Genomic DNA, 24,532 nt, shown 5'->3' on the forward strand with positions numbered 1-24,532 from the left:
GGCGGTGGCGGGCGAAGAGGTCGTTCACGGCCGCACCAGCCCTTCGTAGGCGTCGGGGCGCCGGTCGCGGTAGAACGCCCACTGCTGGCGTACCTCTTCGATGAGATCGAAGTCCAGGTCCCGGACGAGGAGTTCCTCGCTCTTGTCGTCGGCCGGGTCGCCGACGAACTGTCCGCGCGGGTCCACGAAGTACGAGGTGCCGTAGAAGTCGTTGTCCCCGTACTCCTCCTGGCCGACGCGGTTGATCGCGGCGACGAAGTACTCGTTGGCGACGGCGGCCGCCGGCTGCTCCAACTGCCAGAGGTGGGAGGAGAGTCCACGATGCGTGGCGGAGGGGTTGTAGACCAACTGGGCGCCCTTGAGGCCCAGTTCGCGCCAGCCCTCGGGGAAGTGGCGGTCGTAGCAGATGTAGACGCCGACCTTGCCGACGGCGGTGTCGAAGACGGGCCAGCCGAGGTTGCCGGGTTTGAAGTAGTACTTCTCCCAGAAGCCCTTGACCTGGGGGATGTGGTGCTTGCGGTACTTGCCGAGGTAGCTGCCGTCGGCGTCGATCACGGCGGCGGTGTTGTAGTAGAAGCCGGAGCCGTCGGTCTCGAAGACGGGGGCGACGATCACCATGCCGGTCTCGCGGGCCAGCTCCCTCATCCGCGTCACGGTCGGACCGTCGGGGACCGGTTCCGCCCAGCGGTAGTGCTCGGGCTCCTGGACCTGGCAGAAGTACGGGGCGTTGAAGACTTCCTGGAAGCCGATGATCCTCGCGCCCTGACGCGCGGCCTCGCGGGCGTGCTCCTCGTGCTTCGCGATCATGGACTCGGTGTCGCCGGTCCAGGTGGCCTGCACCAGTGCGGCACGTACGACGTTGGCCATGAGCTGCTCCTTCGACGCGGCGTCCGAGCCCTCCACGCCCGTAGAAACGGCCCGTAGAGGGACGAAAGTAAGCCTCCTGGACGCCCTTGCCAAGACCATCGTCGACAACCCGCTGAGCCGGTCCCGATTCACACTCCGGTGGGTGAGTGCGCGGGTGTAGCCAACACCAGGGGTGTTACGGCCCGGCTACGCGCGGTTTGCGGCCGGTGTCAGGCGCCGCGTCAGGCGCCCCACCAGGCACCGCGTCATGCGCCCCACCAGGCGCCACGCCAGGCGCCGCTTCAGGCGTTCGCGAGGGCGCAGAGCGCCGCCAGCTCGTCCATGGAGAGGCCGAGCGCCCCGGCGAGGGCGGCCACGGTGAAGAAGGCGGGCGTGGGCGCCCGGCCGGTCTCGATCTTGCGGAGCGTCTCGGCGGAGACCCCGGCCGCCGCCGCGACCTCGGTCATGCTCCGGGGGCCACGGGCCTCGCGCAGCAGCGCGCCGAGCCGTTCGCCGCGTTCGCGCTCTTCTGGGGTGAGGGGGGTACGCACCATGACACCCATTCTAATACCGGTATAGTAATTGGCATGATGGAACTCAAGACGGACGCGTCCATCGACGCGATGCACGCGGCGGGCCAGGTCGTCGGCCGCGCCCTGACGGCCGTACGACAGGCCGCCGGGATCGGTGTGAGTCTGCTGGAGCTGGACGAGGTCGCCCGCGAGGTGCTGCGCGAGGCGGGCGCGACCTCCCCCTTCCTCGGCTACCGCCCCTCCTTCGCGCCGACCCCGTTCCCGGCCGTGATCTGCGCCTCGGTGAACGACGCGATCGTGCACGGCATCCCGACCGCGTACCGGCTGCGCGACGGCGATCTGCTCTCCGTGGACTGCGGGGCCGTCCTCGACGGCTGGGCCGGCGACTCCGCGCTCAGCTTCGTGGTCGGCCGTCCCGACCCGGCGGACCTGCGCCTGATCGAGACCGCCGAGCGCGCGCTGGCCGCGGGCATCGAGGCGGCCGTCGTCGGCAACCGCATCGGCGACATCGCGCACGCCGTCGGCCGCACCTGCCGCCGGGCCGGCTACGGCATCCCCGCCGGCTTCGGCGGCCACGGCATCGGCCGCCGCATGCACGAGGACCCCGAGGTCCCCAACGAGGGCCGCGCCGCCCGCGGCCTCCCCCTCCGCCCCGGCATGGTCCTCGCGATCGAACCGATGCTGATCGCGAGCGGCAAGGACGCGTACTACGAAGCGGAGGACGGCTGGACCCTCCGCACCTCGGACGGCTCCCGAGCAGCCCACGCGGAACACACGGTGGCGATCACGCCAGAGGGTCCCCGAATCCTGACCTCGCGACAGCCGGCCTGAAGGGGCGCGGGGAACGGCGCGAGCAACCACGACGATCCGCACTCAAAAGCCGCCCCAAGCCACTCCAAAGGGGCGCGGGGAACGGCGCGAGAACCCACCACGACCCGCACCCGGCAGACAACCCGCACCACCCCCCGCCGCAGCCGCCCGCAGGTGCCACTCGGAGAACGACGTGCCAGAGTTGGCAGAAGTGGCCCCCGGCCTCTCCGCACACTGCCGGCGAAGGACGGAAACGATGACCAGCGGTTACACCGGTCCCCCCGAGGGCGACCCCTTCGGGGAACTCTTCTCCCGCTACTTCGGCGGAGCCCCCGGCGCCCCGGGACAGCCCGGCCCCCGCCCCATCGACATCGGCCGCCTGCTCAGCCAGCCGGCCCGTGAGCTGGTCAGAGGGGCCGCGCAGTACGCCGCCGAGCACGGCAGCCGGGACCTGGACACCCAGCATCTGCTGCGCGCCGCCCTGTCCAGCGAGCCGACCCGGAGCCTGCTCACGCGCTCGGGCGCGGACCCGGACTCGCTGGCGACGGAGATAGACGGCCGCGCGGGCCCCTCCCAGCACCCGCAGGGCAAGGTGCCGCCGACGGCGCTGTCCCTGACGCCCGCGGTCAAGCGGGCGCTGCTCGACGCGCACGACATGGCGAGGTCGACCGGCGCCGGCTACATCGGCCCGGAGCACGTGCTCAGCGCGCTGGCCGCGAACCCCGACTCGGCGGCCGGGCACATCCTGAACGCGGCCCGGTTCCGCGCGGGCCCGCTGCCGCCCCCGCCGCCGGAGGGCGGCCCCACGCAGGTGCGGGTGGAGCGCCCGCAGCCGACCGGTACGCCGACGCTCGACAAGTACGGCCGCGATCTGACCGAGCTGGCCCGGCAGGGCCGTATCGACCCGGTGATCGGGCGGGAGAAGGAGATCGAGCAGACCATCGAGGTGCTGTCCCGGCGCGGCAAGAACAACCCGGTGCTGATCGGTGACGCGGGGGTCGGCAAGACGGCGGTCGTGGAGGGGCTGGCGCAGCGCATCGCGGACGGTGACGTGCCGGAGGGTCTGGAGGGGCGCCGGGTGGTCGCGCTGGACCTGACGGCGGTGGTCGCGGGCACCCGTTTCCGGGGCGACTTCGAGGAACGTCTGAACAACATCGTGCAGGAGATCCGCGCCCACTCCGATCAGCTGGTCGTGTTCATCGACGAGCTGCACACGGTGGTCGGCGCGGGCACGAGCGGCGAGGGCGGCGCGCTGGACGCGGGCAACATCCTCAAGCCCGCGCTGGCCCGGGGCGAGCTGCACATCGTGGGCGCGACCACGCTGGAGGAGTTCCGGCGGATCGAGAAGGACGCGGCGCTGGCCCGGCGTTTCCAGCCGATCCTGGTGCCGGAGCCGACGCCGGAGGACGCGCTGGAGATCCTGCGCGGGCTGCGTGACCGCTACGAGGCCCACCACCAGGTGCGCTACACCGACGAGGCGCTGTCGGCGGCCGTGGAGCTGTCGGACCGCTATCTCACCGACCGGCGGCTGCCGGACAAGGCGATCGACCTCATCGACCAGGCGGGCGCCCGGGTGCGGCTGGGCGCGCGGACCAAGGGCACGGACGTGCGCGCGATGGAGCGCGAGGCCGAGCAGCTGGCCCGGGACAAGGACCAGGCGGTCGCGAGCGAGCAGTACGAGGAGGCGACCCGGCTGCGCGACCGGATCGTGGAGCTGAAGGAGCGCATCGCGGCCAGTGACGACGGCGAGGCGGACGAGGGCCAGAACCTGGAGGTCACGGCGGAGGCCATCGCCGAGGTGGTCTCGCGGCAGACCGGTGTCCCGGTGAGCCGGCTGACCCAGGAGGAGAAGGAACGGCTGCTGGGTCTGGAGGACCATCTGCACCAGCGGGTGGTCGGCCAGGACGAGGCGGTACGGGTGGTGGCCGACGCGGTGCTGCGTTCGCGCGCGGGGCTCGCCAGCCCGGACCGGCCGATCGGCAGCTTCCTGTTCCTCGGTCCGACCGGCGTCGGCAAGACCGAGCTGGCGCGGGCGCTGGCGGAGGACCTGTTCGGCAGCGAGGACCGGATGGTCCGCCTCGACATGAGCGAGTACCAGGAGCGGCACACCGTCTCCCGGCTGATCGGGGCGCCGCCCGGCTATGTGGGGCACGAGGAGGCGGGGCAGCTCACCGAGGTGGTGCGCAGGCATCCGTACTCGCTGCTGCTCCTGGACGAGGTGGAGAAGGCCCACCCGGACGTGTTCAACATCCTGCTCCAGGTGCTGGACGACGGGCGCCTGACGGATGCTCAGGGGCGTACGGTCGACTTCACCAACACGGTGATCGTGATGACCAGCAACCTCGGTTCCGACGTCATCACCCGGCGCGGTGCCTCGATCGGCTTCGGGCCCGGCGGGCAGGACGCCGACGAGGAGGCGCGGCGCGAGCAGATCCTGCGGCCGCTGCGCGAGCACTTCCGGCCGGAGTTCCTCAACCGCATCGACGAGATCGTGGTCTTCCGGCAGCTCACCGGTGAGCAACTGCGGCGCATCACCGACCTGTTGCTGGAGAGCACCCGCGAACTGGCCCGCGCCCGGGACGTCACGGTCGACTTCACCGACGCGGCCGTGGACTGGCTGGCCGAACGCGGCTACCAGCCCGAGTACGGCGCCCGTCCGCTGCGCCGCACCATCCAGCGCGAGGTCGACAACCAGCTGTCCCGGCTGCTGCTCAGGGGCACGGTGGCCGAGGGCGGCCGGGTGACGGTGGACACGAACGCCGACGGGCTGGACTTCCGCGTCGAGGAGATCCCGGAGGCAGAGCAGGTCCGGCCCGCCGCGTCGTAAGGGGCGGGCCGGACCTGGCGTCAGGGCGCCGGATGCACCACCATCGCCGAGCCGCCACCGCGCCGTACCTTCTCGGCGGCGGCCAGCCAGCGTCCGTCCGGCAGCCGTTGCACGCCGGTGGCCGCGCCGATCTCCGGGTTGAGCTTGAAGCTGTGCCCGATGTCTTCGAGCCGGGCCTTCAACGGGCTGTTGTAGAGGGCCGGTTCGAGTTCGGTCTGGGCGGCGTTGCGCTGGCTGGCGCGTGGGGCGGCGATGGCGTCGACCAGGGGGAGGCCCCGGTCCACGAACTCGGTGAGGGTCTGGAGCACGGTGGTGATGATGGTGGCGCCGCCGGGCGAGCCGAGGGCGACCACGGGACGGTCGTGCCGGTCGAGCACGATCGTCGGGGAGATGGAGGAGCGCGGCCGCTTGCCGGGGCCGGGCAGGTTGGGGTCGTGGACGGCCGGGTCGGCGGGGGCGAAGGAGAAGTCGGTCAGCTCGTTGTTGAGCAGGAAGCCCCGGCCGGGCACGGTGATGCCGCTGCCGCCGGTCTGCTCGATGGTGAGCGTGTAGGAGACGACGTTGCCCCACTTGTCGGCGGTGGTGAGGTGGGTGGTGTTCTCGCCCTCGTAGGTCGTCGGCGCGGCCTTGCCGCCCTTGCCGCAGGCGGCGGGGTGGCGCGGGTCGCCGGGGGCGAGCGGGCTGGTGAGGACCGACGTGTCCTTGATCAGGCAGGCGCGCGAGTCGGCGTACCGCTGGGAGAGCAGCTCCTTGGTGGGCACGTTCTCGAAGCTCGGGTCGCCCACCCAGCGCCCCCGGTCGGCGAACGCGATCCGGCTGGCCTCGATGAAGCGGTGGAGGTAGCGCACCTCACTCGCGCGCGAAAGGTCGGTGTTCTCCAGGATGTTGAGGGCTTCGCCGACGGTGGTGCCGCCGGAGGAGGAGGGTGCGATGGAGTACACCTTCAGGCCCCGGTACCCGGTCTCCGTCGGGCTCTGCGGCTTGGCACGGTAGGCGGCGAGGTCCTTCGCGGACAGCTTGCCCGGACGTGCCTTCCAGCCCGAAGCGGGGTCCACGGGCGGCTTGTTGACGGTCGAGACGATGTCCCGTCCGAGGTCGCCGTTGTAGACCGCGCCGACTCCCTTGCGCCCCAATTCCTGGTATGTGCGCGCCAGTTCGGGGTTCTTGAACGTCGAGCCCACGACCGGCAGTCGACCGCCGGGCAGGAACAGCCTGGCGGTGTCCGGGAAGTAGCGGAACCGCGTCTCGTTGTCGGAGGTCTGCGAGCGGAAGGTGGAGTCCACGGTGAAGCCGTCGCGGGCGATGCGCTCGGCGGGCCGGAGCACGTTCGACAGGGGCCGGGTGCCCCACTTGTCCAGCGCGGTGCTCCAGGTGGCGGGCGTGCCGGGCGTACCCACGCTCAGCCCGCTGCTGACGGCGTCCGCGAAGGCGAGCGGCTTGCCGTTCTCCTGGAAGAGGTCGCTCTTCGCGGTGAGCGGTGCGGTCTCGCGGCCGTCGATCGTGTGCACCGTACGGGACTTGGCGTCGTAGTAGACGAAGTAGCCGCCTCCGCCGATGCCCGCCGAGTAGGGCTCGGTGACGCCGAGCGCGGCGGCGGTGGCGACGGCCGCGTCCACCGCGTTGCCGCCCTTCCTCAGCACCTCGATGCCCGCGGCGGTGGCGTCGGCGTCCACACTGGCGACCGCGCCGCCGTAGCCGACGGCGACGGGGGTCTTGGCGGGCTGTCCTCCCGGGTGCGGCGGCCCCGCGGCCACCGTCGTCAGGACGGCGGCCGAGACGGCGGCCACCGCGAGCCCGCGCGTGCCAGGACGTGCCATGCGTACCTCCCGGGGGTGACGTCCGCGCAGCGTAACCGGATCGGGGATGTCTCGACAGTACGCCTCGGTCTCCTGTCACACGACCGCCACAGACCGAACGCCGGTACGAGGCGGGGACCGGGGCCCGATAGCATGCGCGCCCATGAACGACGACGTACGGAACATCGTCCTGGGTGTCATAGGCACCGGCGTCAGCGCGGCGCTCGGCTGGCTGGCCCGCACCTATCTGTGGCGGCGCAGGCTGCGGCGCAAGCAGGCGTTCTTCGGGCTGCCGGAGAACGCGGAGTCCCTGCTCGTCGTCAACCGCGACCCGGCGGCCACGGAGCCCGCGGTGCACCGCTTCGACGTGTTCGCCCTGCTCGAACTGTCCGCGCTGATCAAGGAGTGCGGGGCGAACTTCCAGGTGGTGACGCAGGACGCGACCCATCAGGGGTTCGGGGAGCGCACCGAGTTCTGTGTGGGCGGACCGGCGTCCAACCGGCGGATGCAGGCCCATATGACGGCCCTGCTGCCCGGCATCCGGGTCAACACGGAGAAGGAGAAGGGGCCCAACCGGGGGGCGTTCCGCATCGGTTCGGAGACCTACCGGATGGAGCCGGGCACGACCGAGTACGTGCTGCTCGCCAAGGTGACGGCGGGGCGCGAGACGCGTCCGGTGTTCCTGTTCTGCGGGCAGCGGGCCATCACCAACCAGGCCGCGACGCGCTATCTGGCCCGCAATCACCCGCGGTTGGCGCGCAAGCACGGCAACGGCCCGTTCGTGCTGCTGCTGAAGGTGGTCAACTCCCAGGCGTACGGCCCGGATCTGGTGGAGCTGGTCGCCGATGTGACACGGGCCGCGCAGGCGCCGTTCCCGGTGACGGAGGAAGAGGCGCGGCCGGCACCGCAGGCGTCGTAGCGCTCACCGCCGGTATTCAACAGTCACGCCCGACAACCTTTACCCGTACGTAACTTACCGACGGGTTACTTGAGTTGACAACCGCCCACTACCCTCGGGTCACTTTGCACTGGCACGCGTCAGGAGTGACCCATGCAATCCCCCCACCGCACCCTGCGCACCTGCGCCGTCGGCACCGTATCGGCGGCACTGGCCGCCGGGGCCCTCGTCGGACTGGCCCCGGCGGCCCAGGCGGCCGCTCCCTCCGTACGTTTCGTCGACATTCCCGGCGACGGCGGCACCGTCCTCAAGGCGAACGTCGTCACACCCCCCGGCGCCACCGCCACCGGCCGCCACCCGCTCCTCGTGCTCCCCACCAGCTGGGGCCTGCCCCAGGTGCAGTACCTCGCCCAGGCCCGCAAGCTCGCCGAGTCCGGCTATGTGGTCCTCACCTACAACGTGCGCGGCTTCTGGCAGTCCGGCGGCGAGATCGAGGTGGCCGGGCCGCCCGACCTCGCGGACGCCTCCAAGGTGATCGACTGGGCGCTGGCCAACACCCCCGCCGACCCCGGCCGCGTCGGCATGGCGGGCGTCTCCTACGGCGCCGGCATCAGCCTGCTCGCCGCCGCCCACGACCCCCGCGTCAAGGCCGTCGCGGCGCTCAGCGGCTGGGCCGACCTCATCGGCTCGATCTACTCCGGCCGCACCCAGCACGTCCAGGCGGGCGCGCTGCTGGACGGCGCGGGCCTGGTCACCGGCCGCGAGGGCCCCGAGCTGCGCGGGATCTTCGACAGCTTCTACGCCTCCGACCTCGCCAAGGAGGACGAGCTGACCGCGTGGGGCGACCGGCGCTCGGCCGCCTCCTACCTGGACCGGCTCAACAAGAGCAAGCCCGCCGTCCTCCTCGCGGGCGCCTGGAACGACTCGGTCTTCCCGGTCAACCAGTACGCCGGCTTCTACGAGAAGCTGACCGGCCCCAAGCGCCTGGAGCTGCGCCCCGGCGACCACGCCACCCCGGAGCTGACCGGCCTGTTCGGGCTGCCCAACGACGTGTGGACGGACACCGCGCGCTGGTTCGACCACTATCTGCGCGGTGTGGACAACGGCATCGACCGCGAGCAGCCCGTCCAGCTGGAGTCCCGCGACGCGGCCGGCTACGAGGGCTACCCGGACTGGAAGTCGGTCGCCGCCACCGAACGCAAGCTCGCCCTCACCGGCACCACGACCATCCACGCGAACGTCGACTCCGGCGCGGACGGCGGTGTCGTGCTGCTCTCCGGCGCCCTGGACCAGTTCGCCAAGCTGCCCCCGATGGCCTCCATCCCGCTGCTGCCGCGCCGCTGGGCGGCCGTGTGGCAGTCGGAGCGCTACGCGGCCCCACAGCGCGTACGCGGCACCGCCAGGCTGCACACCACGCTGACCCCGACCGCCGAGAGCGGCACCCTGGTGGCCTACCTGTACGACGTGGGCCCGCTCGGCATCGGCAAGCTGGTCACGCACGCCCCGCTGACCTGGCACGGGCAGACACCGGGCAAGCCGTTCGGCGTGGACCTGGAGCTGTTCTCGACGGCGTACGACGTGCCGTCCGGGCACCGGCTCGCGCTGGTCGTGGACACGGTCGACCCGCTCTACATCGAGCACAACCCGTCCGGCGCGCAGCTGACCTTCTCCTCGCCGGCGGCCGACCCGTCGTACGTGTCGGTGCCCCTGCGCGAGCAGTGATCTCCGGCTGCCGCCGGACGAGCATGGCCCGTTGTCCTGCCGCCCCCTTCACGGCTTCGGCGCCGTGGGTGGCTCCCCACCGGGCAGCAGTGTCCCAGGACCGGCCTCGGCGACCGCCACGGCCTCGGTCTTGGGACTGCGCTGCTCCCGGCGGGCCACCCAGCCGGCGAACCACGAGAGCAACATGCACATCCCGATGTAGATAGGCGAGATCACCATCACCACGGGGATGAACGGCAAATCGTAGTCGAGGTTCGAGGCGATGAGCTTCCCGGCGTGGAGGAACTCCTCGTAGGTGATGAGGAAGCCGAGCGAGGTGTCCTTCAGCGCGACCACCAACTGGCTGATGATCGCTGGCAACATGGCCCGCACCGCCTGCGGTACGAGGACGTAGGTCATGACCTGGGTTTTCCGCATGCCGAGCGCGAACGCGGCCTCGCGCTGGCCGCGTTCGACGGCGTTGACGCCGGAGCGGAAGACCTCGGCGAGCACCGAGCCGTTGTAGAGGGTCAGTCCGGCGACGAGCGCGGGCAGCGCCTGCACCTTGAGCGCCACGAAGATGAAGAAGATCATGACCAGGACGGGCATCGCGCGGAAGAACTCCACGACGAGCGTCGCCAGCCAGCGCACCGGGCGGTGATCGGAGAGCCGTCCGACGGCCAGCACCCCGCCGAGCGCGAGGGAGAGCACGGCCGCCATGGCGAACGCCTTGAGGGTGTTGCCGAGGCCGCGCAGCAGCAGTTCCTGGATGCCCTTGTACTCGAAGGGCATCCACTTGGTGTAGGTGAACTGGTCGGTGGCGAACAGGAGATACAGCACCCAGGCGACCAGGCCGAGCAGCACGGCCGTGGAGAGGACGGCGTAGAGGGCGTGGCGGCGCCGGGTGCCGGGGCCGGGGACGTCGTACAGGGCGGTGGTGCCGGTCATCGGGCGACCCCCCACTTGCGCTCCAGGAAGTGGAACAGGGCGCTGATCGCGAGGGTGATGATGAGATAGCCCACCGCGATCCAGACGAAGATCCAGACGATGTTGTAGCCCAGCTCGCTCAGTGTCTTGTAGGTGCCGAGGAGTTCGGTGACGCTGAAGGCGCCCGCGATGGCCGAGTTCTTGGCGAGCGCGATCAGGGTCGAGCCGACGGGCGGGATCACCGAGCGGAAGGCCTGCGGCAGCACGACCACGCTCAGGGTCTGCGAGAACGTCATGCCGAGGCTGCGGGCGGCCTCCCCCTGCCCCCGGGGCACGGTGTTGATGCCGGAGCGCAGCGCCTCGCAGATGAACGCCGAGGTGTAGCAGCCGAGCGCGATGACCGCGAACGCCTGGAAGGGCAGCACGAGTCCGAAGCGGGGCAGTCCGAGCAGCACCGCGAAGAACAGCAGGGTGAGCGGGGTGTTGCGCAGCACGGTAACCCACGCGGTGCCGAAGACCCGCAGCGAGGCCACCGGCGCGACCCGGAAGGACGCCATCAGGAAGCCCAGCGCGAGCGCCAGCAAGGAGGCGTAGACGGTCAGTTCGACCGTGCCGAGGAAACCCTCGCCGTAGACGGCGAAGTTGTCTGTCAGTACGTTCATGCCGTCCTCGGTCAGCTCGCCGGATAGCGGTCGATCGGCGGAGGTTTCGGTGCGGGCACGCCGGACAGGCCGAGTGTCGCGTCGTACGCCCTCTTCCAGTCGCCGTTCTTCTCCCGGGCGGCGAGGGCGTCGTCGAGGGCGAAGCGCAGGGCGTTGTCGCCGTGCGGGACGCCGATGCCGTAGGGCTCCTTGGAGAACGGCCTTCCCACGACCTTGAGTTCATCGGGGGCCTTGGCCGCGTACCCGATGAGGATCGCGTCGTCGGTGGTGACCGCGTCGACCTGATAGGTGAGCAGGTTGTCGACGCACACCGAGTAGGTGTCGTAGGCGACGAGGATCGCCTTCGGGTAGTCGTCCTTGATGCGCTGGTACGGCGTCGAACCGGCCGCCGAGCACACGCGTTTGCCGTCGAGGTCCTGCGGCCCGTGGATGTCGTCGGTGTCCTTGCGGACCAGCAGGGACTGGCCCGCCATGTAGTACGGGCCCGCGAAGCCCACCAGCTTCTTGCGGTTGGCGTTGATGGTGTAGGTGCCGACGTAGAAATCGATCTGGCCGTTCTGCAGGGCCGTCTCGCGGTTGGCGGAGGCGATGGTGCGGAAGCGGACGCTGTCGCCGGGGAAGCCCAGGGAGGCGGAGAGCATCTTGGCGATCTCGATGTCGAAGCCCGAGTAGACGCCGGTGGCCGGGTCCTTCTCGCCGAGGTAGGGCTGGTCCTCCTTGGCGCCGACGACGAAGTGGCCGCGCTTCTTGGCCCGCCGCCAGGTCGGGGAGCCGGGCAGGGTGAAGTTGTGGTCGACCGCGTAGTGCGGGAGCCGCTCGGGGGCGGGGCCCTTGGCCGGCGGGCTGCCGTCCTTGCCGCAGCCGGCGAGCGGGGCCAGCAGGGCGAGCAGCGCGGGCAGGACGGACAGCAGCCGGGCGCGGGGCGCGCGGGCGGCACGGGTGGCGCGGGACATGGGACGCACTCCCCCGGTCAGTGTTTGAGGATCTTGGACAGGAAGTCCTTGGCGCGCTCGCTGCGCGGGGCGGTGAAGAACTCCTCCGGGGTGCGGTCCTCCACGATCCGGCCGTCGGCCATGAAGACGACCCGGTTGGCGGCGGAGCGGGCGAAGCCCATCTCGTGGGTGACGACGATCATGGTCATGCCCTCGCGGGCCAGCTGCTGCATGACCTCCAGCACCTCGTTGATCATCTCGGGGTCGAGGGCGGAGGTGGGCTCGTCGAAGAGCAGGGCCTTGGGGTCCATGGCGAGGGCGCGGGCGATGGCCACGCGCTGCTGCTGGCCGCCGGAGAGCTGCGCCGGGAACTTGTCGGCGTGGGCCAGCAGGCCGACCCGGTCCAGGAGTTCGCGCGAGCGGCGCTCGGCGTCACCCTTCTTGCGGCCGCGCACCTTGATCTGCGCGAGGGAGACGTTCTCCAGGACGGTCTTGTGCGCGAAGAGGTTGAACGACTGGAAGACCATGCCGACCTCGGCCCGCAGCCGGGCCAGCGCCCGGCCCTCCTGCGGCAGCGGCTCACCGTCCAGGGTGATGGTCCCGGACTCGACGGTCTCCAGCCGGTTGATCGTGCGGCACAGCGTCGACTTGCCCGACCCCGAGGGGCCGATGACCACGACCACCTCCCCCTTGCCCACCGTGAGGTCGATGTCCTGGAGGACGTGCAGATCCCCGTAGTACTTGTTGACGTCGCGCAGTTCGATCAACGGATCGACGGCCATCCGCAGCCCTACTCACTCTCAGCCGTGTCGTACTCAGCCGTGGTCGTGCTGGCCGCAAACTATCCAGCTAGCCGCTACACGGATGGACGACACGCGCCTTTCGGGCATTAGCCGTATTTACTCCCCCGGCTGAGGGGTGCTTCGCGGCCGGCGGCCGGGGCGGGGTTCAGGTCTCCGACAGCTCCGCGTACAGCTGGGACAGCTCGGGGACGCCGCCGGCGGCCCACTCGCGGCCGCACTCCACGACCTCCGCCTCCCGTCCGGAGGCGAGCCGCAGCACGGGCTCGCCGTCCTCACGGAGGTGCCAGGCCGCGCCGGGTACGGTGCGCAGGACGACGGTGCCCAGATAGAGCCCGGCGTCGTTGCCCAGCCAGGGCAGCAGCTCGGCGTCGTCGCGCCAGCGCGGGAGCAGCTGGTCCAGGGCCTCCAGGGAGGCCGGGGTGTCGTCGAGGCGGACGCCCGCCTCCTCCGCCTGGGAGCGCAGCAGCTCGCACTCGGAGAGCAGCGCGGCGATGGCCTCGGGGTCGGCCGGCGGCGCCACGTCACCGCTGCCGCGGTGCCGGGCCCCCAGGAACGGAATGTTCATCTCCCCAGCGTGGCATCACACGTCGAGGTCGACCACCACGGGCGCGTGATCCGACGCGCCCTTTCCCTTGCGCTCCTCGCGGTCCACGTAGGCGTCCTTGACGGCTCCGGCGAAGGGTTCGTTGCCGTAGACCAGGTCGATGCGCATGCCGCGGTTCTTCGGGAAGCAGAGCTGGCGGTAGTCCCAGTACGTGAAGGGCTTGTCGTACTTCAGCGGGCGCGGGACCACGTCCGTCAGGCCGGTCTCGCGCAGGGAGGCGAGGGCGGCGCGCTCGGCGGGGGTGACATGGGTGGCGCCCTCGAAGGCGGCGCGGTCGTAGACGTCGTCGTCCGTCGGCGCCACGTTGTAGTCCCCGAGGACCGCGAAGGGGCGGCCGCCCGCCGCGTCCCCGGCGACGGCCGCCTTCAGGGCCTCGAACCACTGGAGCTTGTACGCGTAGTGCGGGTGGTCCACCTCGCGGCCGTTGGGCACGTACACCGACCAGACGCGGACCGGGCCGCAGGTGGCCGACAGGGCGCGGGGCTCCACCGCGCCGTCGTACCCCGGGTCGCCGGGCAGGCCCTTGACCACGTCCTCGATGCCGACGCGGGAGAGCACCGCCACGCCGTTCCACCGGCCTGTGGCGTGCACCGCCGCCTCGTAGCCCAGCTCGCGCAACGCCTCGAACGGGAACTGCTCCTCGGCGATCTTGGCCTCCTGGAGGCAGAGCACGTCGGTGCCGCTGCTCTCCAGCCAGGCCAGCAGCCGGGGCAGACGGGCGGTGATCGAGTTCACGTTCCAGGTGGCGATGCGCATGTTCCACAACCTACCCGCCGGGTGTGACAACGGGCCTTCGGGCGAGGGGCGCGGGCGAGCGTGGGCGAGCGGACGCGGGCGGACGTGGGCGAGCGGGCGTGGGCGGGCGTGGGCGGACTTCAGAGGCGGGTGTCGTCCCCGGGGGCCAGGCGCAGGTGCTCGGCACCGGCGAGGGAGCCGATCTGGCGGTCGTAGATCGGGCGGGCGAGGTCGGTGAGCAGGGCGTCGTGGATGTCGTAGGCGCGCCGGGGCTTGACCTCGCGGACGTAGTCGATGACTTCGGCGATCTTGTTCCAGGGGGCCATGACCGGCACCAGCAGGGTCTCCACCGGCTGCTCGGGGACGGCCAGGGCGTCGCCGGGGTGGAAGATCTTGCCGTCGTCGATCAGATAGCCGACGTTGGTGATGCGCGGGATGTCCGGGTGGATGACCGCGTGGAGTTCGCCGTGGACCTGGACGTCGAAGCCCTCGGCCGTGAAGGTGTCGCCGTGGCCGACTGTGTGGACGCGGCCGGGGAAGGCGGCGGCGATCTGGTCCGCCACGGACTTCAGCGTCCAGATCTCGGCCTGCGGGTTGGCCTCCATGGCGGTGCGCAGGCGGCCCTCGTCGAAGTGGTCCGGGTGCTCGTGCGTGATCAGGATCGCGTCGGCGCCGAGCGCGGCGTCGCTCTCGCTGAAGCCGCCGGGGTCGATGACGAGCGTCCGCCCGTCCTTCTCCAGGCGTACGCACGCGTGGGACTTCTTGGTGAACCTCATGGTGTCCATCCTGTCGTCTCGGGCCGCCCCGCTCACTCGGCGGGCGTGGTCTCCTCGCGGATGACGCGCTGGGCCACCCGGAAGGCGCCGGCGGCGGCAGGGACACCGCAGTACACGGCCGCCTGGAGCAGCACCTCCCGGATCTCGGCCGGGGTCAGGCCGTTGCGCAGCGCCGCGCGGGTGTGGACGGCCAGCTCGTCCAGGTGGCCGCCCGCGACCAGCGCGGTGAGCGTGACACAGCTGCGGGACCTGCGGTCGAGGCCGGGGCGGTCCCAGATCTCGCCCCAGGCGTAGCGGGTGACGAACTCCTGGAAGTCCCCGGAGAAGGCGTCGGCCTCCGCGAGCACCCCCTCCACGTGCGCGTCGCCCAGCACCTCGCGGCGGATCTTGAGCCCGGTCTCGTACCGGTCGGCGACGCCGGACGCCTCCTGCGGTACGGCGACGGGCGCGGGGGCGATCTCGGCGAGCGGCGCGACCGGCACGGGCTGCGGCGGGGCGAGCGCCGGAATGGCGGGCGCGGCCGGCAGCGCCGTCTGGCCGGTCTCGTACGGCTGCTGCCAGGCGGTGGAGAAGTGGCGTACGAGCAGGTCGGTGACGGCGGCGGGCTGCTCGACCGGCACCAGGTGGGAGGCGCCGGGGACGACCGCGAGCCGGGCGTCCGGGACCCCGGCCACCAGCGTGCGCGCCTCGGCGGGGCCGGTCACCTGGTCCTCGGAGCCGACCAGGACGAGGGTCGGCACGCCGACCCGGCCCAGTTCGGGGCGTACGTCGAAAGCGGCCAGCGCCTCGCAGGCGGCGATGTAGCAGCCGGGGTCGGTGGTGCGCACCATCTGCACGGCCCACTCGGTGATGGCGGGCTGCGCGGCGGCGAACCCGCCGGTGAACCAGCGCTCGGGCGCGCTGCGGGCGATCGGGTCGAGCCCGTTGGTCCGTACGATCACCCCGCGCTGGCGGAACTCGTCGGGGGTGCCGAAGCGGGGCGAGGCGGCGATCAGCGCGAGCGAGGCGAGCCGTTCGGGGCGGCGCAGGGCCAGTTCGAGGCCGACGGCACCGCCGAGCGCGCAGCCCGCGTAGCCGAAGCGCTGGACGCCGAGCGCGTCGAGCGTGGCCAGCAGCCGGTCGGCCAACTCGCCGACGGAACCGGCCGGGTGGGCGGGGGCGCCGCCGTGTCCGGGCAGGTCGAACCGGAAGACCCGCCACTGCTTGACCAGTTCCGGCACCTGACGGTCGAACATGTGCCAGGTCGTCCCGAGGGACGGCCCGAGCACGAGCACGGGGGCGTCTTCGGGGCCGTCGAACCGGTACTGGAGGGCAGGGGTCTTCTTCTCACTCACCGCACCACGCTAACCGCCGGCCGGGTGTGCCCGTTTCGTGGGGGGCGGTGCGGGGGGCGCGTCCCCTGGGATCGGCGGGGAATCCTCACACGGTCTTCACGGGAGGGGCGCCCGGCGGGGGTCCACGGTCCAGTGGTTGACGCGCAGGGTCCGTCCGGCGAAGTCCACCTCGGTCTCCGCGACGAACCGGAAGCCGAGGGAGCGGCAGATGCCGTTGGACGGCGCGTTCGCCGTCGCGGGGAAGGCGTGTACGGTGCCCCAGCGGTCCTGCTCGCGGGCCTGTGCGAGCAGGGCGCGGACCGCGCGTTTGGCCAGTCCCTGCCCCTGGAACTCGGGCAGCACCATCCACCCGATCTCGGACATCGGTCCGTGGGGGGTGTCGTGCGACCAGAGGGTGACGGTGCCGGCGACGGTTCCGGGGTGGGCGGGGTCGGTGGGGTGGGGGGCGCCGGCCCGGCGGGCGGGGCCTGTGGGGTCGTTGGGGTCAGCGGGGTCGGTGGGGTTGTCGGGGTCCGGGACGATCATCTTTATCCAGGCACGGTCGGCGGCGGCCTGCTCGACGTCCCGGCGGACCTTGTCGGCCATGCCCTCGCGGGGCAGCGGGCCGCCGAGGTGGGCCATCATGACGGGGTCGCAGCGCATCCGCAGATAGGCGTCGAGGTCGTGCGGGGTGACATCGCGCAGGTGCAACGGGGGCCTCCTGTAGGGGCGTTCGCCGTGTGCCGGCCGGCCGGGTCAGAGGCCGGCCAGGGCGTCCAGGCCGGTGAGGGCGTCCACCGGGTCGAGGGCGGGGGTGCCCCGGGGCCACCAGTCGGCGCGGTCCGGCTCGGACTCGTAGGCGTACCAGAGGCCGTCCTGGCCGAAGCGGAGCTGGACATGGCCGAGCGGGTGCGTGAGGTGGTTGTGCCAGGGGCGGAACGGGGGCAGTCCGGCGGCGATCAGCAGCGGGCGCGCGCGGTCGAAGCGGCCCGCCGGCGGGTTCCACGGCTCCTCCAGGACGTCCAGTCCCGCGAGGCCGCCCTGCCGCCAGGCGGCCACCGCACGGGCCAGGTCGGCGGGGGTACGGCCGGCCGCCGAGGCCAGCGTGGCGTACAGCGCGCGGGTCGCGGCGGTCAGACCGGAGCCGGGGCGGGCGGCGGCGAGGCGCACCGCGTCCTGCCACAGGGTCAGACCGCCCACCGGGTCGCGGCCGGTGGTGAGCAGGGCGTGCGCGCGGGCGGCGGCGTCGGTGGCCAGCTGGTCCAGCGCGAAGGGGTCGGGGCCGCCGGGGGCCGCCGGGTACACCGGGGGCTGCTCCGGGTGCGCGGGCGCGGGCAACGGCGGGGGCGGGGGCGGCAGTCGCCGCTCGGCGAGCGCCTCCGTGGCCCGTACGCCGGGCAGGTCCGTGGCCCGGCCCTCCCGGGCGGTGCGGGCCGCGTGGGCGGCGCTGCGGCGGGACAGCGTGTCCAGCAGCTCGCGCTCACCCCGGCCGCGCAGCAGGAGCAGTACGAAGGGGTCGGCGTCCAGCAGACGTGCCGTCTGGTAGCAGAGCGCGGCCGCGTGCTTGCAGGGGTGGCCCGAGTCGGGGCAGTTGCACCGGGGCCTCAGCTCGGCGGGGCCCGGCAGCAGGGGTGCGCCGCAGTCCGCCAGGGTGTGGGGCAGCTCCTTGTCGAGCAGCGCGGCGATGTGGCCCGGGCTCTCCACGGCGGCGTTCAGGAACCGCTCCCAGTCCGCGTCCTGGAGCGTGGGCAGGGTGATGTGCACGCGGTAGGGCCGGGGGCGGCTTCCCCTCACGTACGCCAGCACCTGACCCGGTGTCACGGTGATCGCGTCCACGTGGCCCGCGTCCGCGTAACCCCGGCCGCGCGCCAGCCGCTTGGCGTCCAGCGCGCCCCGCTCCAGCGCCTCCACCCAGGCGTTGCCCCACCAGGTGTCGGCGAACCCGTCGGTCTCCCCGCGAGGCGCGAACGCGGGGAAGGTGCGGCGGAGTTCGTTGTCGCGGTGGGGGGTCGCCATGGTGGCGGGGACATGCGGGGTCGCGTGCGCGGGCTCCGGCCGGACGGGCTCGGGGCGCGCGAACTCCGGCTCCGGGGCGGGGGTTTCGGCCTCCGTGGCCTCCTCGGCCTCTTCCGGGGTGTCCTCCCAAGTGGGCATGCGGAAGGCGGTCGCGAGGAAGTCCCTTACCTCACGGACCACTTGAGCCCGAGCGGCTGCGGGCGTCCCCTCGGCGGGAGCGACCGGCGCCTTGCGCACCGGCTTCCGCGCCGGCCGCCGCTTCTCCTCCTCCACCTGAACACGAAGCGCCTCCGCCCGCGCGGCACGCAACGCCTCGCGGGCTGCGTCGCCGGGGCGGCGGGTGGTGGAGAGCGGGGTGGTGGTTGGGTGGGCTGCGGGAGCAGGGGCTTCCCCGGCGGGGTCGCCTTCGGCGGTCGGCTGGGCGGTGGTGGCGTGCCCGGCCTCCGAGTCCGTCGCTCCATCAGCCCCTCGGCCGGTGGGTACGGCGTCCGCCGGCGGACGGGAGGTGGGGTCGGGGCCTTCCGGCACCGGTCCAGGTACGGGGTCGGCCGTACGCGGGCCGGGGGCAGCCCCATCAGCGCCGGGTACGCGGGCAGCGCCTTCGCCCCCCGAAGTGCCGGGTCCACCGACCACACGGCCGGTGCCGACGCTTTCAGCCCCTGCTACGGGGGCAGCATCTTCGGCCCCCGCACCAGGGGCGCCATCGACCACTCGACCGGGACCGACACCGTCCGGCCTCTGGCCAGGAGCAGCGCCAGCCACATCCGGACTGGAACCGATGCCTTCAGCCCCCAGCACGGGGGCTACGCCTTCAGACCCCGCACCAGCGGAGCCATCAACAGCTGGGCCGGGACCGACACCATCCGCCCTCAGCCCAGGAGCGGCACCGACCGCGCCCGAACTGGAACCGCCGCCTTCAGCCCCCGGCACGGGGGCAACATCTTCGGACCCCGCACCAGCGGAGCCATCGACCGCTCGGCCGGTGCCGACGCCGTCCGGCCTCGGGCCGGGGCCGGCGCCTTCGGGCTCGGGGCCAGCGGCCGCCCCGCCAGCCTCTGGGCCAGGGGCCGTACTCGCTGCCGAACCGACGGCAGCGTCCCCCGCTTCGGCCACCGGCCGCTCCGCCGCGCGGGCGTTCCCGCTCAGCCGCTGGGTGACGGCGGCACGGAGGGCCGCTCGCGCGATGTCCCCGGCCCGGACGGGCTCACCGCGCTCCCCCGCCGGAGACGGTTCACCAGACGGGGAGGACTCACCCGTCCGGACGGGCTCGTCGCCTCGGGTGGACTCACCGGTCCGGAACGACCCACCGGCTCGGGGCGACTCACCGGTCCGGAACGACCCACCACCTCGGGTCGACCCACCAGTCCGAGACGACCCACCGGCTCGGGAGGACTCACCGGTCCGGGACGACTCACCAGCCCGGGACGACCCACCGGGCTCCTCGGCGCGCGAAGGCTCCGAGGGCCGGGAAGCCGATGCCCGCGTGCCCTCCTCCCCCGCACCCGACGCCTTCTTCTCCCGGGCCTCCCGCAACGCCCTCCGCGCAGCCTCCGCAGGACTCTGTTCCGTCATGACGGCCTCCGCAGCGAGACCAGGTCGGACAGTTCGCGGTCGGTGAGTTCGGTGAGGGCGGCCTCGCCGGAGCCGAGGATGGCGTCGGCGAGGGCCCGCTTGGCGGTGAGCATCTCGGCGATGCGGTCCTCCACCGTGCCCTCGGTGACCAGGCGGTGGACCTGGACGGGCTGGGTCTGGCCGATGCGGTAGGCGCGGTCGGTGGCCTGGTCCTCGACGGCGGGGTTCCACCAGCGGTCGAAGTGGACGACATGGCCCGCGCGGGTGAGGTTGAGGCCGGTGCCGGCGGCCTTGAGGGAGAGGACCAGGACCGGGGTCTCGCCGGCCTGGAAGCGGTCGACCATGCGCTCGCGCTCGGGCACGGGGGTGCCGCCGTGCAGCAGGTCCACGGGGACCGCGCGGGCGCCGAGGTGGGCGGTGATCAGCTGGGCCATGCCGACGTACTGGGTGAAGACGAGCACCGAGCCGTCCTCGGCGAGCACGGTGTCGAGCAGTTCGTCGAGGAGGGCGAGTTTGCCGGAGCGGGCGGCGAGGCCGTCCGGGCGGGACGTGCCCTCCTTGAGGTACAGCGCGGGGTGGTCGCAGATCTGCTTCAGCGCGCCGAGCAGCTTGAGGACCAGTCCGCGCCGGGCGATGCCGTCGGCGGACTCGATGGCCGCCATGGACTCGCGGACCACCGCCTCGTACAGCGCGGCCTGTTCGCGGCCGAGCGGCACCGGGTGGTCGGTCTCGGTCTTGGGCGGCAGTTCGGGGACGATGCCGGGGTCGGACTTCTTGCGGCGCAGCAGGAACGGCCGCACCAGGCGGGCCAGGCGCTCGGCGGCCTCCTGGTCCTCGCCGTTCTCCACCGCGCGCGCGTGCCGGGCGCGGAACGACTGGAGGGGGCCGAGGAGTCCGGGGGTGGTCCAGTCGAGCAGGGCCCACAGCTCGGAGAGGTTGTTCTCGACGGGGGTGCCGGTGAGCGCCACGCGCGCGGGGGCGCCGATGGTGCGCAGCGCCTTGGCGGTCGCGGAGTACGGGTTCTTCACGTGCTGGGCCTCGTCGGCGACGACCATGCCCCAGGAGCGGTCCGCGAGCTGTTCGGCGGCCGAGCGCATCGTGCCGTAGGTGGTGAGGACGAAGCCGCCGGTCAGGCCCTCCAGCGTGCGGTCGGCGCCGTGGAAGCGGCGGACGGGGACGCCGGGGGCGAAGCGGTTGATCTCGCGCTGCCAGTTGCCGAGGAGGGAGGCGGGGCAGACCACGAGGGTGGGTTCCGGGCGGGCGCGCTTGAGGTGCAGGGCGATGAGGGTGACGGTCTTGCCGAGGCCCATGTCGTCGGCGAGGCAGCCGCCGAGGCCGAGCGAGGTCATGAGGTCGAGCCAGGCCAGCCCGCGCAGCTGGTAGTCGCGGAGGGTGGCGTCCAGGCCTGGCGGCGGCTCGGCGGGGGCGAGTCCGGCGGTGAGGCGGTCGCGCAGGGCGGCGAGGGCGCCGGTGGGGACGGCCTCCACGGTCTCGCCGTCCACCTCGGCGGTGCCGGTGAGGGCGACGGAGAGCGCGTCGACCGGGTCGAGCAGCCCGAGTTCGCGCTTGCGGGCCTTGCGGACCAGCGCGGGGTCGACCAGCACCCAGCGGTCCCGGAGCCGTACGACGGGACGGTGGGCCTCCGCGAGGGCGTCCATCTCGGCCTCGCTGAGCGGGTCGCCGCCGAGCGCGAGCTGCCAGCGGAACTGGAGCAGGTCCTCGCTGTCGAAGAAGCCGGTGCCGTCGGTGGCCGAGCCGGGCGCGGGGCGGACGACGGCGGAGGCGCTGAGGTCGTGGGCGAGGTCACGCGGCCAGTGCACGGCGACCCCGGCGGCGGAGAGCCGGCCGGCCGCGGTCCCGAGCAGGTCGCTCACCTCCTCCTCCGTCAGCGCGAGCACGTCAGGGGTGTCGCGCTCGGCCAGCCGTTCCAGGGGCGCCCACACGCGGGCCGCGCGCCGTACGGCGAGGGCGGCGTCCACACGCGCGCGGGGTCCGAAGGCATCGTCCGCCTCCCCCGCCCACAGGGCCGCCGCGTCCGCGACCAGGGTGGGGTCGGCCAGGCTGTGGACCTGGACGACGGCCGCGCCCGCCGCGCGCGATCCGTCGTCCCCGGCGTCGAAGACGGCGTACGCCGACAGGTCCAGGCGCAGCGAGATGCGGACGCCCGCGTCCATGCCCGCGGCGACCTCGGCCGCCCAGTCGTGGGCGCCGGGCAGGGGCTGGGGTTCGCGGGCGGCGAAGGGGCGGCCGCCGGTGTGCGGGGCGGCGGGGGTGCGGGGCAGGGTGTCGGCGACCGCGTCCAGGAAGGAGCGGACCAGGGCCTCGGGTGCGGGCAGCCGGAGCGGGCCCTCGCCGGGCAGCGGCACCGCGTGGCCCTCGGCGGGCAGCGCGGCGGCGATGGCGCGCAGGTGCGCGATGTCGTCGGGCTCCAGCGGGCCCGCGCGCCAGGCGTCGTACCCGCCCGGGGTGAGGCCGGGCAGCAGCCGGCCCCGGGCGGCCAGGCGCAGGGCGTGCAGCGCGGCGGCGCCCCAGCAGACGGTGGCGGGGTGGGCGGCGGTGTCATGCCGGGCGCCTGCCAGCAGGGGCAGGGCGTCCATGAGCGGCAGGGTCAGCGCGGGTACCTGGCGGCGCCGTACGGTCGCGCCCTGGCGGCGTACGACGGTCAGCTCGGTGACCGTGCCCCCGGAGCCCTCCGGCTCGGGCAGCGGGGTGCCGTCGGGCGACCAGAGGGCGATCCGGCCCTCGCGGGGCAGGGGTGCGGGCAGGTAGAGGGTGGCGAGGTACGCCGGAATCCGGCCCCCGATCGCCTCGGAGTACGCGCGCTCGCTCAGCACGGCCGTGCCGCCGTCCATACGTCCTGTCACCTCCCGCCCGTGTGTCGGACCAGTTGTCTCCGACTGTACGGGCGGGGTCTGACAATCGGCCCCGGAGGCCACAGAAGCCCAGGTCACCGTGCCGGCCGGGCCCGGGTCACGGCACCGTGCGCGAGACCGCGTAGACCATCGGGTACTGCGGGTTGGACATGTTCACGACCACGTCCCGGGTGGGGGCGGGGTTCTTCTGCGTGCGGGCCAGGCCGACCCAGGGGCCGGGGCCGGCGAAGTTCCAGCCGGAGACCTTGCGGTCGCGGGCGCCGATGGTGAGGGCGCCCTTCTTCAGCGCGTCGCGGCGTACGCCCATGGTGGCGAGGAAGGTGTCCAGGCCGGCTTCGTTGGTCTGGAACTGCACGTAGAGCCGGCTGGTCTTCCAGTTGTTGGTCTCGTAGTAGGCGATGTAGTCGGCGGGGCGCGGGACGGCCATCTGGTAGAGGCGGCGCTGCACCTTGGAGGGCCAGCCCGGGGTGAGGCCGGTGGCCGAGTACTTCGCCTCCTTGTCCTTGCCGCTGTCGCGGCTCTGGTTGGCGGAGATCACCAGATAGCCCGCCGGTACGCCGATGAGCAGCACGATGATCAGCAGCGTGAGGGCGCGGCGCCGGACGCGGTGGCCGGGGTCCTCGGCGGGGGCGTGCGCGGTGTCCGGGGACGCCGCCTGGTGCGGCAGCGAGGTGGTCATGCGGTGTCCCGGTCGCGGCGGCCCTGGACGTACCGCTCGTAGCGTTCGTGGCGCTCGACCCGGCGGCGCTTGGCGCGGCGGAAGCGGCGGGCGACCAGGCGGGCGAGGTCGGCGGCGCCGACCATGCCGGCCTCGGGGCCGAGCTGGGCGCGGGCGATGCGGGCCTCGGGGCGGTAGCCGCGCCCGGTGAGCTGGCGCTTGAAGGCGTCGCGGGCGGGGCCGATGAGCAGGTCGTCGGCGGCGCTGACGCCGCCGCCGATGACGAAGCAGGAGGGGTCGAGGGCGGCGGCGAGGTTGGCGATGCCGACGCCGAGCCACTGGCCGATGTCCTGGAGCAGCTCGATGCACATCGCGTCGCCCTCGCGGGCCAGCTCCGTGATCATGGGCCCGGAGATGTCGCCGATCTGGCCCTTGACGTGCTCGATGATGCCGTAGGCGACCGGCGAGTCGGCGGCGGCCAGCTCCTTGGCCTCGCGGACGAGCGCGTTGCCCGAGCTGTACTGCTCCCAGCAGCCGCGGTTGCCGCACGGGCAGCGGTGTCCGCCGGGCACGACCTGCATATGGCCGAACTCGCCCGCGACGCCGAACTTGCCCCGCTTGACCTGGCCGTCCTCCAGGATGGCGCCGCCGATGCCGGTGCCGAGGGTGATCATGACGAGGTGGTCCTCGCCGCGTCCGGCGCCGAAGCGCCACTCGGCCCAGGCGGCGGTGTTGGCGTCGTTGTCGACCAGGACCGGCACCGAGAGGCGGCCGGAGAGGCGGTCGCGCAGCGGTTCGTTGCGCCAGGACAGGTGGGGGGCGAAGAGCACCCGGTTGCGGTCGGCGTCGACCCAGCCGGCCGCGCCGATGCCGACGGCGTGCACGTCGTGCCGGTCGGAGAGGTCCAGGACCAGTTCGACGATGGTGTCCTCGACGACCTTGGGGCTCTTGGACTTGTCCGGGGTCTCCGTGCGGAGCTTCTCCAGGATGTTGCCGTCGGCGTCCACGACGCCCGCCATGACCTTGGTGCCGCCGATGTCGATGCCGACGGTGGGCACGCGGGGAGCCGTGAGATGCGAACGGCGTTCCCGGGTGCCGACGGTCCGCAGTACGGGCGCTCGGCGGGAACCGATGGGGGCCGTGAGGTCGCGGTAGGTGCTCATCGTCGTCGATTCTGCCTCAACGGGCGAGGTACGTGGTGTCAAGGCGGGATAAGGGAGCGCGCGCGACCATGGAGGCCGCGCGCGTGC

Annotated in this window: 20 protein-coding genes; 4 read left to right on the top strand and 16 right to left on the bottom strand. The window is 72.9% G+C overall.

Annotated features, from left to right (window positions below; all coding sequences use genetic code 11):
* Window positions 1–24 precede the first annotated feature (24 nt).
* Window positions 25–867, bottom strand: a complete 843-nt coding sequence (locus AB0898_RS12200; RefSeq protein ID WP_366802798.1) for a nitrilase-related carbon-nitrogen hydrolase — start codon at window positions 865–867, stop codon at window positions 25–27.
* A gap of 281 nt (window positions 868–1,148) precedes the next feature.
* Window positions 1,149–1,409: a helix-turn-helix transcriptional regulator gene (locus tag AB0898_RS12205; RefSeq protein ID WP_366802799.1), complete on the bottom strand. Its 261-nt coding sequence runs from the start codon at window positions 1,407–1,409 to the stop codon at window positions 1,149–1,151.
* A 24-nt stretch (window positions 1,410–1,433) separates the two neighbouring features.
* On the opposite strand from AB0898_RS12205, the gene map reads away from it, so the two are divergent.
* Together map and AB0898_RS12215 are read left to right on the top strand one after the other, a co-directional pair.
* Complete coding sequence (gene map, locus AB0898_RS12210) at window positions 1,434–2,210, top strand: type I methionyl aminopeptidase (RefSeq protein WP_366802800.1); 777 nt, start codon at window positions 1,434–1,436, stop codon at window positions 2,208–2,210.
* Window positions 2,211–2,445: 235 nt separating this feature from the next.
* On the top strand, window positions 2,446–5,016 hold the full coding sequence (locus AB0898_RS12215) for an ATP-dependent Clp protease ATP-binding subunit (RefSeq protein WP_366802801.1): 2,571 nt from the start codon (window positions 2,446–2,448) through the stop codon (window positions 5,014–5,016).
* Between the two features lie 20 nt (window positions 5,017–5,036).
* Here the strand turns inward: AB0898_RS12215 and ggt are convergent, their stop codons facing one another.
* The gene (ggt, locus tag AB0898_RS12220; RefSeq protein ID WP_366802802.1) at window positions 5,037–6,833 is read right to left on the bottom strand and encodes a gamma-glutamyltransferase; all 1,797 of its coding nucleotides are present in this window, start codon (window positions 6,831–6,833) and stop codon (window positions 5,037–5,039) included.
* 142 nt (window positions 6,834–6,975) lie between these two features.
* Here ggt and AB0898_RS12225 point away from each other — a divergent pair, with 142 nt between their 5' ends.
* Entirely contained in the window at window positions 6,976–7,731 is a 756-nt protein-coding gene (locus AB0898_RS12225; protein WP_366802803.1) for a hypothetical protein, read from the top strand.
* Between the two features lie 132 nt (window positions 7,732–7,863).
* A complete protein-coding gene (locus AB0898_RS12230; protein WP_366802804.1) occupies window positions 7,864–9,432 on the top strand; it encodes an alpha/beta fold hydrolase in 1,569 nt (522 codons plus the stop codon).
* 48 nt (window positions 9,433–9,480) lie between these two features.
* Here the strand turns inward: AB0898_RS12230 and AB0898_RS12235 are convergent, their stop codons facing one another.
* The 13 genes from AB0898_RS12235 to AB0898_RS12295 form a co-directional block, all read right to left on the bottom strand.
* Entirely contained in the window at window positions 9,481–10,359 is an 879-nt protein-coding gene (locus AB0898_RS12235) for an amino acid ABC transporter permease (protein WP_366802805.1), read from the bottom strand.
* Window positions 10,356–11,000, bottom strand: a complete 645-nt coding sequence (locus AB0898_RS12240; RefSeq protein ID WP_366802806.1) for an amino acid ABC transporter permease — start codon at window positions 10,998–11,000, stop codon at window positions 10,356–10,358. The genes AB0898_RS12235 and AB0898_RS12240 overlap by 4 nt, the downstream gene beginning before the upstream one ends.
* Before the next feature lie 11 nt (window positions 11,001–11,011).
* The gene (locus tag AB0898_RS12245; RefSeq protein ID WP_366802807.1) at window positions 11,012–11,953 is read right to left on the bottom strand and encodes a glutamate ABC transporter substrate-binding protein; all 942 of its coding nucleotides are present in this window, start codon (window positions 11,951–11,953) and stop codon (window positions 11,012–11,014) included.
* Window positions 11,954–11,970: 17 nt separating this feature from the next.
* Entirely contained in the window at window positions 11,971–12,714 is a 744-nt protein-coding gene (locus AB0898_RS12250; protein WP_366802808.1) for an amino acid ABC transporter ATP-binding protein, read from the bottom strand.
* 166 nt (window positions 12,715–12,880) lie between these two features.
* Window positions 12,881–13,300, bottom strand: a complete 420-nt coding sequence (locus AB0898_RS12255) for a DUF6278 family protein (RefSeq protein ID WP_366802809.1) — start codon at window positions 13,298–13,300, stop codon at window positions 12,881–12,883.
* 15 nt (window positions 13,301–13,315) lie between these two features.
* The gene (locus AB0898_RS12260) at window positions 13,316–14,095 is read right to left on the bottom strand and encodes an exodeoxyribonuclease III (protein ID WP_366802810.1); all 780 of its coding nucleotides are present in this window, start codon (window positions 14,093–14,095) and stop codon (window positions 13,316–13,318) included.
* Window positions 14,096–14,214: 119 nt separating this feature from the next.
* On the bottom strand, window positions 14,215–14,850 hold the full coding sequence (locus AB0898_RS12265) for an MBL fold metallo-hydrolase (RefSeq protein ID WP_366802811.1): 636 nt from the start codon (window positions 14,848–14,850) through the stop codon (window positions 14,215–14,217).
* Between the two features lie 32 nt (window positions 14,851–14,882).
* The gene (locus AB0898_RS12270) at window positions 14,883–16,184 is read right to left on the bottom strand and encodes an alpha/beta fold hydrolase (protein ID WP_366802812.1); all 1,302 of its coding nucleotides are present in this window, start codon (window positions 16,182–16,184) and stop codon (window positions 14,883–14,885) included.
* Window positions 16,185–16,280: 96 nt separating this feature from the next.
* On the bottom strand, window positions 16,281–16,874 hold the full coding sequence (locus AB0898_RS12275; RefSeq protein ID WP_366802813.1) for a GNAT family N-acetyltransferase: 594 nt from the start codon (window positions 16,872–16,874) through the stop codon (window positions 16,281–16,283).
* Window positions 16,875–16,919: 45 nt separating this feature from the next.
* The gene (locus AB0898_RS12280; protein ID WP_366802814.1) at window positions 16,920–18,707 is read right to left on the bottom strand and encodes an SWIM zinc finger family protein; all 1,788 of its coding nucleotides are present in this window, start codon (window positions 18,705–18,707) and stop codon (window positions 16,920–16,922) included.
* 1,040 nt (window positions 18,708–19,747) lie between these two features.
* Complete coding sequence (locus AB0898_RS12285) at window positions 19,748–22,603, bottom strand: DEAD/DEAH box helicase (protein ID WP_366802815.1); 2,856 nt, start codon at window positions 22,601–22,603, stop codon at window positions 19,748–19,750.
* Window positions 22,604–22,721: 118 nt separating this feature from the next.
* Window positions 22,722–23,303, bottom strand: a complete 582-nt coding sequence (locus AB0898_RS12290) for a sugar kinase (protein ID WP_366802816.1) — start codon at window positions 23,301–23,303, stop codon at window positions 22,722–22,724.
* Entirely contained in the window at window positions 23,300–24,445 is a 1,146-nt protein-coding gene (locus tag AB0898_RS12295; RefSeq protein WP_199584556.1) for an ROK family glucokinase, read from the bottom strand. The genes AB0898_RS12290 and AB0898_RS12295 overlap by 4 nt, the downstream gene beginning before the upstream one ends.
* Between the last annotated feature and the right edge of the window lie 87 nt (window positions 24,446–24,532).

Origin of the sequence: Streptomyces sp. NPDC005435, from assembly GCF_040703155.1 — a bacterium.
Taxonomy (GTDB): domain Bacteria; phylum Actinomycetota; class Actinomycetes; order Streptomycetales; family Streptomycetaceae; genus Streptomyces.